This window comes from Bradyrhizobium sp. 4 (genome assembly GCF_023100905.1).
GTDB lineage: Bacteria > Pseudomonadota > Alphaproteobacteria > Rhizobiales > Xanthobacteraceae > Bradyrhizobium.
The window spans coordinates 4,781,510-4,795,161 of the sequence record NZ_CP064686.1; the positions used below are offsets into that span (position 1 = coordinate 4,781,510).

Below are 13,652 nucleotides of genomic sequence, written 5' to 3' on the forward strand. Positions count from 1 at the left end.
TGATCCTGCACCGCAACAGGGAAACAAAGCAGCAAAAAGGCCGGCTTTCGCCGGCCTTTTCAGTGTCCTCGGTATTCCTACGGATGAACGATCATTCCGCAGGTGGCAGCGCCATCGGCTCCACTTCCGGCGCCGGCGGCACGACCGCCGCCTGCTTCTCGCGCTCGTCGAGGATCATCTTGTCGCGCTTCACGGCGACTTCGCGGATCTTCGCCATGGAGGCGCCGGTGCCTGCCGGAATCAGCCGGCCCACGATGACGTTCTCCTTGAGGCCTTCGAGCGGATCGACCTTGCCGTTGACCGCCGCTTCCGTAAGGACGCGGGTGGTCTCCTGGAACGAGGCCGCCGAGAAGAAGGAGCGGGTCTGAAGGCTCGCCTTGGTGATGCCGAGCAGAACCGGCGTCCCCGTGGCGATCTTCTTGCCCTCTTCCTTGGCCTTCGCGTTGATCTGGTCGAACTCGATCTTGTCGATCTGCTCGCCCGAGATCATGTCCGTGTCGCCCTGGTCGGTGACTTCCACCTTCTGGAGCATCTGACGAACGATCACCTCGATATGCTTGTCGTTGATGAGCACGCCCTGGAGCCGGTAGACCTCCTGGATCTCGTTGACCAGATAGGCTGCGAGTTCCTCGATGCCCTTGACCGCCAGAATGTCGTGCGGCGCCGGGTTGCCTTCTACGATGAAGTCGCCCTTTTCGACGATGTCGCCGTCCTGAAGGTGGATGTGCTTGCCCTTCGGGATCAGGTACTCGCGCGCCTCGTCGGTCTTGTCCATCGGCTCGATCGAGATGCGACGCTTGTTCTTGTAGTCGCGCCCAAACCGGATGGTGCCCGCGATTTCGGCGATGATCGCCGCATCCTTCGGACGCCGAGCCTCGAACAGTTCCGCCACCCGCGGCAGACCGCCGGTGATGTCGCGCGTCTTGGCGCTTTCGGTCGAGACACGGGCGAGAATGTCGCCCGCCTGGACCTTGGCGCCGACATCGACCGACAGAATGGCATCGACCGACAGCATGTAGCGGGCATCGCCGCCACGGGCGAGCTTGAGCACCTTGCCGTCCTTGCCCTTGATCACGATGGCGGGACGCAGGTCCCCGCCGCCGCGCATCGAGCGCCAGTCGATGACCACGCGCTTGGCAATACCGGTGGCCTCGTCGAGCGTTTCCGAGATCGACTGCCCCTCGACCAGATCCTCGAAGCCGATGGTACCTTCGACCTCGGTGAGGAGCGGACGGGAGTAGGGATCCCACTCTACGATGCGCTGGCCGCGCTTGACCGTATCGCCTTCGTCGACGTGCAGGCGCGAACCGTACTGAATACGGTGCGTCGCACGCTCGGTGCCGTCGGCATCGACGATCGCGATCACCATGTTGCGAACCATCGCGACCAGGTGGCCGTCGCTGTTGCGGGCGATGGCCTTGTTCCTGATCACGATCTTGCCGTCGAAGTTGGATTCGACGAAAGATTGCTCGTTCAGCTGCGCCGCACCGCCGATGTGGAAGGTGCGCATGGTGAGCTGGGTGCCAGGCTCGCCGATCGACTGCGCCGCGATGACGCCGACCGCTTCGCCGTGGTTGACCGGCGTGCCGCGAGCGAGATCGCGGCCGTAGCACTTGCCGCAGATGCCGTTGACGAGCTCGCAGGTCAGCGCCGAGCGGATCTTCACCTCCTGGACGCCGCCCTGATGGATGGCATCCAGATGGCTCTCTTCCATCAGCGTACCGCGCTTGAAGATCACCTTGCCCGTGCTGTCACGCACGTCTTCGCAGGCCGTGCGTCCGAGGATGCGCGAGCCGAGCGAAGCGACCACGGTGCCGGCATCGACGATGGCGCGCATCTTGATGCCGAGCTTGGTGCCGCAATCGTCCTGCGTGATGATGCAATCCTGCGCGACGTCGACCAGACGACGGGTCAGGTAGCCGGAGTTCGCGGTCTTCAACGCGGTGTCCGCGAGGCCCTTGCGGGCGCCGTGGGTCGAGTTGAAGTACTCGAGCACCGAGAGGCCTTCCTTGAAGTTCGAGATGATCGGCGTCTCGATGATCTCGCCAGACGGCTTGGCCATCAGGCCGCGCATGCCGGCGAGCTGGCGCATCTGGGCCGGCGAACCGCGGGCACCGGAGTGAGCCATCATGTAGATCGAGTTGATGTCGGCATCCGCCCCGCTCGCCGTCTTCTTGGTCGAGGAGATCTCCTTCATCATCGCCTTGGCGATTTCTTCCGTGGCCTTCGACCAGGCGTCGACGACCTTGTTGTACTTCTCGCCATGGGTGATCAGACCGTCGTTGTACTGCTGCTCGAAATCCTTCGCCAGCGTACGGGTGGTGTCGACGATCTTCCACTTGGAGTGCGGCACGACCATGTCGTCCTTGCCGAACGAGATGCCGGCCTTGAACGCGTTGTAGAAGCCGAGCGCCATGATGCGGTCGCAGAAGATCACCGTCTCCTTCTGACCGCAGTGGCGGTAGACCTGGTCGATGACGCCGGAGATCTCGCGCTTGGTCATCAGCTTGTTGATGATCTCGTACGGAACACGCGGGTTCTTCGGCAGCAAATTGCCCAGCATGACACGGCCAGCGGTGGTCTCGATCCAGCGCTTGGAGATCTTGCCGGTATCGTCGATGCCTTCCCACCGGTACTTGATCTTGGTGTGGAGGTGGATGACCTTCGCGTGCAGCGCGTGCTCGAGCTCCGCCATCTCGCCGAAGATCTTGCCCTCGCCGGGCAGGCCTTCGCGCATGATGGAGACGTAGTAGAGACCGAGCACGATGTCCTGCGACGGCACGATGATCGGCTGGCCGTTCGCCGGATGCAGGATGTTGTTGGTCGACATCATCAGGACGCGCGCTTCCAGCTGCGCTTCCAGCGACAGCGGGACGTGCACGGCCATCTGGTCGCCGTCGAAGTCGGCGTTGAACGCGGCGCAGACCAGCGGGTGGAGCTGGATCGCCTTGCCCTCGATCAGCACGGGCTCGAACGCCTGGATGCCGAGGCGATGCAGCGTCGGTGCGCGGTTGAGCAGCACGGGATGCTCGCGGATGACCTCGTCCAGGATGTCCCAGACCTCGGGCCGCTCCTTCTCGACCAGCTTCTTCGCCTGCTTCACGGTGGTGGACAGGCCCTTGGCGTCAAGCCGCGAGTAGATGAACGGCTTGAACAGCTCGAGCGCCATCTTCTTCGGCAGGCCGCACTGATGCAGGCGCAGCTCGGGACCGACCACGATCACGGAACGGCCCGAATAGTCGACGCGCTTGCCGAGCAGGTTCTGACGGAACCGGCCCTGCTTGCCCTTGAGCATGTCGGCGAGCGACTTCAGCGGACGCTTGTTGGCACCGGTGATGACGCGGCCACGGCGGCCGTTGTCGAACAGCGCGTCGACGGCCTCCTGAAGCATGCGCTTCTCGTTGCGGATGATGATGTCCGGCGCGCGCAGCTCCATCAGCCGCTTCAAGCGGTTGTTGCGGTTGATGACGCGGCGGTAGAGATCGTTGAGGTCCGAGGTCGCGAAGCGGCCGCCGTCCAGCGGCACCAGCGGACGCAGGTCCGGCGGAATCACCGGGACCACGGTCATGATCATCCATTCCGGCTTGTTGCCGGAGTGGCGGAACGCTTCCACGATCTTCAGGCGCTTGGCGAGCTTCTTGTGCTTGATGTCGGAGTCGGTCTCCTGCATCTCCGCGCGCAAGGTCAGCTCGAGCTTCTCGAGATCCATGCCCTTGAGCAGCTCGCGGATCGCTTCCGCGCCGATCATGGCGGTGAAGGAATCCTGGCCGTATTCGTCCTGCGCCTTCAGATACTCGTCTTCCGACAAGAGCTGACGGTCCTTCAGCGCGGTGAGGCCCGGCTCGAGCACGACGTAATATTCGAAGTAGAGGATCCGCTCGAGATCCTTCAGCGTCATGTCGAGCAGGAGGCCGATGCGCGAGGGCAGCGACTTCAGGAACCAGATGTGGGCGACGGGGGCCGCGAGCTCGATATGGCCCATGCGCTCGCGCCGAACGCGCGACAGCGTGACCTCGACCGAGCACTTCTCGCAGATGATGCCCTTGTACTTCATGCGCTTGTACTTGCCGCACAAGCACTCGTAGTCCTTGATCGGCCCGAAGATGCGGGCGCAGAACAGGCCGTCGCGCTCGGGCTTGAAGGTACGGTAGTTGATGGTTTCCGGCTTCTTGATCTCGCCGTACGACCAGGACAGAATCTTCTCGGGGCTCGCGATCGAGATCCGGATCTGGTCGAAGACCTGAGCCGGCGTCGTCGGATTAAAGAGATTCATAATTTCTTGGTTCATCGTCTTCTCCTCGCGTGCCGGTCGCCTCCGGCAGCAAATTCGAAAATCACTATGCGGGGCGCCCTGCCCTCGCGATTCGAGGACTGGGCGCCGATGCCCGGCCATTCAGGCCGGGCATGAAGGGTCGTATTACTCGGCCGCTTCCGCCGTCCCCGGTCCGACCTTGGAATTGTGCAGGTCGACGTTGAGGCCGAGCGAGCGCATTTCCTTGACCAGCACGTTGAACGATTCCGGAATACCGGCCTCGAAGGTGTCGTCGCCACGCACGATCGCCTCGTACACCTTGGTACGGCCGGCGACGTCGTCCGACTTCACGGTCAGCATCTCCTGGAGCGTGTACGCCGCGCCGTAAGCCTCGAGCGCCCACACTTCCATTTCACCGAAGCGCTGGCCGCCGAACTGCGCCTTGCCGCCCAGCGGCTGCTGGGTAACGAGCGAGTACGGACCGATCGAACGCGCGTGGATCTTGTCGTCGACGAGATGGTGCAGCTTGAGCATGTAGATGTAGCCCACCGTCACCTTGCGGTCGAAGGCGTCGCCGGTGCGGCCGTCATAGACGGTCGACTGGCCCGAAGCGTCCAGACCGGCAAGCTTCAGCATCTCCTCGATGTCGGCTTCCTTGGCGCCGTCGAACACCGGCGTCGCGATCGGAACGCCGCGGCTCAGATTGTGGCCGAGCTCGATCAACTCGTTGTCGTTGAGCGACTTGATCGTCTCGTCCTCGCCGTAGACCTTCTTCAAGGTTTCCTTCAGCGGCCTGATGTCCTGCTTCGACAAATAGGCATCGACCGTCTGGCCGATACGCTTGCCGAGGCCGGCACAGGCCCAGCCGAGATGGGTCTCGAGGATCTGTCCGACGTTCATGCGCGAGGGCACGCCGAGCGGATTGAGCACGATGTCGGCATGCGTACCGTCTTCGAGGAACGGCATGTCCTCGATCGGCACGATCTTCGACACCACGCCCTTGTTGCCGTGGCGGCCGGCCATCTTGTCGCCGGGCTGGATCTTGCGCTTCACTGCGACGAAGACCTTGACCATCTTCATCACGCCGGGCGGCAATTCGTCACCGCGCTGAAGCTTTTCGACCTTGTCGAGGAAGCGCTGTTCCAGCCCCTTCTTCGACTCGTCGTACTGCTTCCGCATGGCCTCGATCTCGGCCATCAGCTTGTCGTTCGGCGAAGCAAACAGCCACCACTGCGACTTCGGGTACTCCTCGAGCACCGCACGGGTGATCTTGGTGTCCTTCTTGAAGCCCTTCGGACCGGCGATGCCCTGCCGTCCTTCGAGCAGCTCGGCAAGACGGTTGTAGACGTTGCGGTCCAGGATCGCCTGCTCGTCGTCGCGGTCCTTGGCCAGACGCTCGATCTCTTCCCGCTCGATTGCCAGCGCACGCTCGTCCTTGTCGACGCCGTGCCGGTTGAACACGCGCACTTCGACGATGGTGCCCTGCACGCCCGGAGGAACGCGCAGCGAGGTATCGCGGACGTCGGAAGCCTTTTCGCCGAAGATGGCGCGCAGGAGCTTTTCTTCCGGCGTCATCGGGCTTTCGCCCTTCGGCGTGATCTTGCCGACCAGGATGTCGCCGGCGCGCACTTCCGCGCCGATGTACACGATGCCGGCTTCGTCGAGGTTCTTCAGCGCTTCTTCCGAGACGTTCGGAATGTCGCGGGTGATTTCTTCGGGTCCGAGCTTGGTGTCGCGGGCCATCACCTCGAATTCTTCGATATGAATTGAGGTAAACACGTCTTCCTTCACGATCCGCTCGGAGAGCAGGATCGAGTCTTCGAAGTTGTAGCCGTTCCACGGCATGAACGCGACGAGCACGTTCCGGCCGAGCGCGAGCTCGCCGAGATCGGTCGACGGACCGTCGGCGATGATGTCGCCCTTCTTGACGATGTCGCCGACCTTCACCAGCGGACGCTGGTTGATGCAGGTCGACTGGTTGGAGCGCTGGTACTTCATCAGCCGGTAGATATCGACGCCCGACTTGGTCGGATCGAGATCTTCCGTGGCGCGGATGACGACGCGGGTGGCGTCGATCTGGTCGATCACGCCCGAACGGCGCGCCGCGATCGCAGCACCCGAGTCACGCGCAACCACGCCTTCCATGCCGGTGCCGACGAACGGCGCTTCGGCGCGAACCAGCGGCACCGCCTGGCGCTGCATGTTCGAGCCCATCAGCGCGCGGTTGGCGTCGTCGTTCTCGAGGAACGGGATCAGCGCGGCTGCGACCGAAACGAGCTGCTTCGGCGACACGTCCATGTAGTCGACCTTGTCCGGGGTCACCGGCAAGACTTCGCCGGCGTGACGGCAGACCACGAGATCTTCGGTGAAGCGGCCCTTCGGATCGAGCGGCACGTTGGCCTGGGCGACCGTGTAGCGGCCCTCTTCCATCGCCGAGAGGTACACGACCTCGTCGGTGACGCGGCCGTCCTTGACCTTGCGGTAAGGGGTCTCGACGAAGCCGTACTTGTTCACGCGCGCGAAGGTCGCGAGCGAGTTGATCAGGCCGATGTTCGGACCTTCCGGCGTCTCGATCGGGCAGATGCGGCCGTAATGCGTCGGATGCACGTCGCGCACCTCGAAGCCGGCGCGCTCGCGGGTCAGACCGCCCGGTCCAAGCGCCGAGAGACGGCGCTTGTGGGTGATCTCCGACAGCGGGTTGGTCTGGTCCATGAACTGCGAGAGCTGCGAGGAGCCGAAGAACTCGCGCACGGCGGCGGCCGCCGGCTTGGCGTTGATCAGGTCCTGCGGCATGACCGTGTCGATGTCGACCGAAGACATGCGCTCCTTGATCGCGCGCTCCATGCGGAGCAAGCCGATGCGGTACTGGTTCTCCATGAGCTCGCCGACCGAACGCACACGGCGGTTGCCGAGATGGTCGATGTCGTCGATCTCGCCCTTGCCGTCGCGCAAATCCACCAGCGTCTTGATGACGGAGAGGATGTCTTCCTTGCGCAGCGTGCGCTGGGTGTCGGGCGCATCGAGGTCGAGGCGCATGTTCATCTTGACGCGGCCGACCGCCGAGAGGTCGTAGCGCTCGGCGTCGAAGAACAGCGACTGGAACATCGCCTGCGCCGAATCCAGCGTCGGCGGCTCGCCGGGACGCATCACGCGGTAGATGTCGAACAGCGCGTCCTCGCGCGTCATGTTCTTGTCGGCCGAGAGCGTGTTGCGGATGTAGGCGCCGACGTTGACGTGGTCGATGTCGAGCAGCGGCAACTCCTTGTAGCCCTGCTCGTTGAGAGCCTTCATCGACTTGTCGGTGATCTCTTCACCGGCTTCCGCGTGGATCTCGCCGGTCTTGGGATTGACGAGGTCCTCGGCGATGTAGTTGCCGACGAGCTCCGCATCCGACAGGCGCAGCGCCTTCAGCCCCTTCTCCTGCATCTGACGCGCACCGCGCACGGTGAGCTTCTTGCCGGCTTCGAGCACGACCTTGCCGGTATCGGCGTCGATCAGGTCGTTGATGGTCGAGTAGCCGCGGAAACGATTGGCGTCGAACGGAACGCGCCAGCCTTCCTTGATCCGCTTGTACTGGATCTTCTTGTAGAAGGTGCTGAGGATCGCCTCGCCGTCGAGGCCGAGCGCGAACATCAGCGACGTCACCGGAAGCTTGCGGCGACGGTCGATACGCGCATAGACGATGTCCTTGGCGTCGAACTCGATGTCGAGCCAGGAGCCGCGATACGGGATCACGCGGGCGGCGAACAGCAGCTTGCCCGACGAATGGGTCTTGCCCTTGTCGTGGTCGAAGAACACGCCCGGCGAACGGTGCATCTGCGAGACGATGACGCGCTCGGTACCGTTGACGATGAAGGTGCCGTTCATCGTCATGAGCGGGATGTCGCCCATGTAGACGTCCTGCTCCTTGATGTCCTTGACCGACTTCGCGCCGGTTTCCTCGTCGATATCGAACACGATGAGGCGCAGCGTCACCTTGAGGGGGGCCGCGAAGGTCATGCCGCGCTGGCGGCACTCGTCGACGTCGTATTTCGGCGGCTCGAACTCGTAGCGGACGAATTCCAGCATCGAGGTGCCCGAGAAGTCCGAGATCGGGAACACCGAGCGGAACACCGCCTGCAAGCCCTCGTCCGACCGACCGCCCTGGGGCTCGTCGACCATCAGGAACTGGTCATAGGACGCCTTCTGAACCTCGATGAGGTTCGGCATCTCGGCCACTTCCTTGATGTGTCCGAAGAACTTGCGAACGCGTTTGCGACCGGTGAATGTCTGCTGCGCCATCGTGGCCTCTCATTTTCGTCGCCCGATTTGGGCGCGCCCTCCGGAACGCGGCGACCGCCGCTCCCCGGGTTGAATTTTTCGAACCCGTCTTGGGGGCCGGAGACTCAGTTTCAGGCAGGAATGTCCTGAATCTGTTCTTCAGACCTTCAAAACGCAAAACGACGCGCGGGGCGCAGGAGCGCGCCCGCCCGTCACAACCAACCTCTTCACGGACTGCAAAAGCCCGAAATAGCTTGCTCTCCCAACGGCTTACAGGGAATCCGGCATCCCTGCCCACCGCGCTTTCGTGCTGCCGACCCGATATGGGGCGACATTAGTGCAGATTCGAGGGGTAAACCCTCAAATCCCCACACTTTTTCGTGTTCGGCCTGCGTCGTGTCGTTCCGTCGCACGCCTTTTGCATCCGGCCCACCCTTTCAGGGAGTGGACCGAGATCCCGGTTGCGATGATGCTGACCGGGATCTCGTGCCAGTAAGCGCTGCTTACTTGAGCTCGACCTTCGCGCCAGCCTTCTCGAGCTGGGCCTTGAGCTTCTCGGCTTCGTCCTTGTTCACGCCTTCCTTGACAGGCTTCGGCGCGCCCTCGACGAGGTCCTTTGCTTCCTTGAGGCCCAGGCCGGTGATGGCGCGGACTTCCTTGATGACCTCGATCTTCTTGTCGCCGGCGGCGGCAAGAACGACGGTGAACTCGGTCTTCTCTTCGGCCGGAGCGGCGGCGGCGCCACCACCAGCCGGGCCAGCCACGGCGACAGCCGCGGCAGCCGAAACGCCCCACTTCTCTTCGAGGAGCTTCGCGAGTTCGGCAGCTTCGAGCACGGTGAGGCTCGAGAGGTCGTCAACGATCTTCTGCAGGTCAGCCATTGTTCAGTTTCCTTGAATGTAAGTCTGGTTCGGGTTTGAGTTTTGCGAAGGGCGTCAGGCCGCTTCGCCCTTTGAGGCATAAGCCTGGATGACGCGCGCGAGCTTGCCCGCGGGCGCGTTGGCGAGCTGAGCGATCTTGGTCGCCGGGGCCACAAGCAGGCCGACGATCTTGGCGCGCAGTTCGTCAAGCGACGGCAGCGAGGCAAGAGCCTTCACGCCGTCGACATTCAGGACGGTCGTTCCCATCGAGCCACCAATGATGACGAACTTTTCGTTCGCCTTGGCGAATTCGACGGCGACCTTTGGCGCCGCTACCGGATCGTCCGAAGTGGCGATCACGGTCGGTCCCTTCAGCATGGGGCCGATGGCAACGACGTCAGTGCCTTCAAGAGCAATTTTGGCGAGACGGTTCTTCGAGACCTTCACCGAGGCGCCAGCCTGCTTCATCTGCGAGCGCAGCTTCTGCATCTGGGCAACGGTCAGGCCGGAATATTGGGCAACGACCGCGACGCTCGTGGTCTTGAAGACCCCATTGAGCTGTTCGACCGCTTCCTTTTTTGCCGCTCGTTCCACAGCAAGCTCTTTCCGGTTGGCGGTCATCGCGAAAGCGGGACCGCCGGGTTGCACCCATCGTCCCGCCCAAACCTGAACCTCAGGGCCAAACCCATCGGACACGCCGGGCAAGACGACAATTCAAAGCCTGCCCTCCGGGAGCCCGTTGAAGCCCACGGCGTGTCGAGGTCCGAACCAAACCCATTCCGCAACCGACCCTAAGGCGGTCACGACGTGAAATCCGGTCTTCACCCGTCTATGCAGGCCATGCGATTAAGCCGTTGAGAAATCGAAATTCCCCGCGGGCGCCTGCAGTCTTGGACAGGACAAGGTCAGCCGGCTACCGCCCGACCTCTGCCCGCATCCCACACCCGACGGGTTTCCCTCCTTTTCCGGCAAATCCTCACGGACGCCCTGAAAAGGAATGATCTCCATCGCTTGTTTTCGGAATGCGTGCACGAACGCGCCAGCCGAGGCCGGCACGTCCGGAAGCGGTTCTTTAACCGCTCGGCGCCGGCTTGCCAAGAGCAAAATTCACACCAGTTCCAATCCGTTGCCGCTGGCGCTTGACCCGGGCCGACAAGGGCCGACAAGGGCCGATTCAAGCTCCTTTGACCGCGTAAGGCAGCGGCTGGCCCTCGAAAAATGCGGTCAGGTTCGCCAGCACGCAGTTCTGCATGGCGACGTGCGATTCGAGGGTGTGGCCGCCGACATGGGGGGCGAACACGACGTTGGGCAGCGCCGTCAGCGCGTCCGGGGCGTGCGGCTCCTTGTCGTAGACGTCGAGACCGGCTCCGGCGATGGTCTTTTCGGTGAGCGCCACCACCAGGGCTTTCTCATCGATCACCGAGCCGCGGGAGATGTTGACGACATAGCCGTCCGCCCCGAGGCGCTTGAGGATATCGGCGCCGACGGCATGCTGGGTCTCGGCCCCTGCCCGGACCGCGATCATCAGCACGCTGCACCAGTCGGCGAGCGCCTCCAGCGTCGGGAAATATTGATAGGGCAGATCGTATTTGCTGCGGCTGAAATAGCCGATTTCGCTCTCGAAGGCGGCGCAGCGCGCTGCGATCTTGCGGCCGATTTCGCCCATGCCGTAGACGCCGATGCGGCGGCCCGGCATCCCGGCCTGCGGGCGCATCATCGGCGAGGGCTTTGACGCGGCCCAATCGCCGCTTCGGACGTACTGGTCGGCAACCAGGATTCGCCGCGTCGTCGCGAGCATCAGCGTCATCGCGATGTCGGCGACCGAGGCCGCATTGGCGCCCGGGCTATGTCCGACCGCGATGTTGCGGGCAGCAGTGGCCTTCAGGTCAACACCGTCATAGCCAGTGCCGTAGCAGACGATGGCACCGAGCTTCGGAAACAGGTCCATCGCCTCCGCGCCCAGCGGCGTGCCGCCGGCGGTGAGCACTGCAAGGATATCGCCGAGCGCGTCGGCCGAAAACATCTCCCGCGCCGGCTTGCCGCCGGTGTCGAGCAGCTCGAACCGCTCGGCGAAGCGCGCCATCATCGTCTTGGGAAAGCGCGAGTAGATCAGGACCTTGTCAGTCATTGTTCTTGTTTCCGGTGAACGCCGTGACAAACGACGAGGGGCGGAATCGGTTGCCCAATTCCGCCCCTCGCCTCATGTCGTTTCCAAACCTTAGCCGAGAATGGTGCCCGGCTCGACCTTCACGCCGGGACCCATCGACGAGGACACCGCAACGCGCTGGATGTAGGTGCCCTTGGAACCGGCCGGCTTGGCCTTGGAGACAGCGTCAGCCAGAGCCTTGATGTTCTCGACCAGTTTTTCCTCGGTGAACGAGGCCTTGCCGACGCCAGCCTGCAGGATGCCGGCCTTCTCGACGCGGAACTCGACCGAGCCGCCCTTGGCGCCCTTCACAGCGCCGGTGACGTCCATGGTCACGGTGCCGATCTTCGGGTTCGGCATCAGGCCGCGCGGGCCGAGCACCTTACCGAGGCGGCCGACCAGCGGCATCATGTCGGGGGTTGCGATACAGCGATCGAAATCGATCGTGCCGTTCTGCACCTTCTCGACAAGGTCCTCGGCGCCGACGACATCGGCACCCGCAGCCTTGGCCTCGTCGGCCTTGGCGCCGCGGGCGAACACGCCGACGCGGAGCGTACGGCCGGTGCCGTTCGGCAGGGTCACGACACCGCGGACCATCTGGTCGGCGTGACGCGGATCGACGCCGAGATTGATCGCGACCTCGATGGTCTCGTCGAACTTCGCTTTCGCGCGTTCCTTGACCATCTTGATGGCGTCCGCGAGCGGGTAAAGCTTTTCGCGATCAATACCTTCGCGGGCTTTGTTCAAACGCTTTCCGATTGCCATGAGCCCTTACCCCGCCACTTCCAGACCCATCGAACGGGCAGAGCCCTCGACCATCTTCATGGCCGACTCGATCGAGTCGCAATTGAGATCCTTCATCTTCTTCTCGGCGATCTCGCGCACCTGCGCTTTGGTCACCGCACCCGCCTTGTCACGGCCCGGCGCCTTGGAGCCGGACTGGATCTTGGCAGCCTGCTTGAGGAAGAAGGACATCGGCGGCGTCTTCATCTCGAACGTGAACGAACGATCGGCGTAGATCGTGATCACGACGGGAATCGGGGTATTCTTCTCTTCCTTCTGGGTCTGGGCGTTGAACGCCTTGCAGAACTCCATGATGTTGAGACCGCGCTGACCGAGCGCGGGACCGATCGGGGGCGAAGGATTCGCCGCACCGGCCGGGACCTGAAGCTTCAGGTATCCGGTCACTTTCTTTGCCATGTATCACTCCTGTTGGGCCGGCCTGGGCCGGCGGTTTCAGGTTCGTGGTCTGGGTCGGATGCGGCTGGCAACCGCCCTCTCCCTCCCACGGCCTCTTGCTGCGCGAGACCGAAGCCTCACGCCTACCCGATCAGACCTTCTCGACCTGACCGAATTCCAGTTCGACCGGCGTGGCGCGGCCGAAGATCGACACCGCGACCTTCACGCGCGAGCGCGCCTCGTCGATTTCCTCGACCACACCCGAGAACGAGGCAAACGGGCCGTCGGCCACGCGCACGTTCTCGCCGATTTCGAACGACACCGACGCCTTCGGCCGCTCCACGCCCTCTTGCACCTGGTGCAGAATGCGCATGGCCTCGGCTTCCGAGATCGGCATCGGCTTGTTTTCCGCGCCGAGGAAGCCGGTCACCTTCGGCGTATTCTTGATCAGATGAAACGCCTCGTCGGTCAGCTTCATCTTCACCAGCACGTAGCCCGGGAAGAACTTGCGCTCGGCGTCGATCTTGCGGCCGCGGCGCACTTCCGTGACCTTCTCGGTCGGAACCAGCACCAGCTCGAACAGCTCCTCGAGCCCGCGCTGCTTGGCCTGCTCGCGGATCGATTCGGCGACCTTCTTCTCGAAGTTCGAATAGGCGTGGACGATGTACCAGCGCTTGTCAGACAATTGAGCCGTTGCTGTTGCCATCAGTGAATGCCCAGAAGGAAGGTGATGAGGACGCGGATGATCTGGTCGGCGGCGAAGAAGAAGATCGAGGCCACGGCGACCATCACGAACACCATGATGGTGGTGATCGTGGTCTCGCGGCGGGTCGGCCAGGTGACCTTGGCGGTCTCCGAGCGCACTTCCTGCAAGAACTTGAACGGGCTGACTGCCATCGTTTGATGTCCAACGTCCGTCGACAGACGCGAATGAATTTCAGGGATCCGAACAGCC

At 63.1% G+C, this 13,652-nt stretch carries 9 protein-coding genes; all 9 read right to left on the reverse strand.

Features of this window, described 5'->3' with window-relative positions; genetic code table 11:
• Positions 1–91: 91 nt before the first annotated feature.
• Positions 92–4,288, reverse strand: coding sequence for a DNA-directed RNA polymerase subunit beta' (gene rpoC / locus IVB45_RS22680; RefSeq protein ID WP_247361929.1), 4,197 nt, complete (start codon positions 4,286–4,288; stop codon positions 92–94).
• A gap of 129 nt (positions 4,289–4,417) precedes the next feature.
• Complete coding sequence (rpoB, locus tag IVB45_RS22685; RefSeq protein WP_007602996.1) at positions 4,418–8,533, reverse strand: DNA-directed RNA polymerase subunit beta; 4,116 nt, start codon at positions 8,531–8,533, stop codon at positions 4,418–4,420.
• A gap of 482 nt (positions 8,534–9,015) precedes the next feature.
• On the reverse strand, positions 9,016–9,393 hold the full coding sequence (gene rplL, locus IVB45_RS22690) for a 50S ribosomal protein L7/L12 (RefSeq protein WP_007602994.1): 378 nt from the start codon (positions 9,391–9,393) through the stop codon (positions 9,016–9,018).
• 54 nt (positions 9,394–9,447) lie between these two features.
• Positions 9,448–9,966 (reverse strand): 50S ribosomal protein L10, encoded by a 519-nt coding sequence (gene rplJ, locus IVB45_RS22695; RefSeq protein ID WP_027567495.1) that lies wholly within the window; start codon positions 9,964–9,966, stop codon positions 9,448–9,450.
• Between the two features lie 580 nt (positions 9,967–10,546).
• Positions 10,547–11,500, reverse strand: coding sequence for a 2-hydroxyacid dehydrogenase (locus IVB45_RS22700; protein ID WP_247361931.1), 954 nt, complete (start codon positions 11,498–11,500; stop codon positions 10,547–10,549).
• 90 nt (positions 11,501–11,590) lie between these two features.
• Complete coding sequence (gene rplA, locus IVB45_RS22705) at positions 11,591–12,283, reverse strand: 50S ribosomal protein L1 (RefSeq protein WP_007602988.1); 693 nt, start codon at positions 12,281–12,283, stop codon at positions 11,591–11,593.
• A gap of 6 nt (positions 12,284–12,289) precedes the next feature.
• Complete coding sequence (rplK, locus tag IVB45_RS22710) at positions 12,290–12,718, reverse strand: 50S ribosomal protein L11 (RefSeq protein ID WP_007602986.1); 429 nt, start codon at positions 12,716–12,718, stop codon at positions 12,290–12,292.
• Between the two features lie 130 nt (positions 12,719–12,848).
• Positions 12,849–13,403 carry a transcription termination/antitermination protein NusG gene (nusG, locus tag IVB45_RS22715; protein ID WP_007602985.1) on the reverse strand — a complete coding sequence of 185 codons (555 nt, stop codon included), beginning with the start codon at positions 13,401–13,403 and terminating at the stop codon, positions 12,849–12,851.
• The gene (gene secE / locus IVB45_RS22720; protein WP_007602984.1) at positions 13,403–13,594 is read right to left on the reverse strand and encodes a preprotein translocase subunit SecE; all 192 of its coding nucleotides are present in this window, start codon (positions 13,592–13,594) and stop codon (positions 13,403–13,405) included. Before secE ends, nusG begins: the two co-directional genes overlap by 1 nt.
• Positions 13,595–13,652 lie beyond the last annotated feature (58 nt).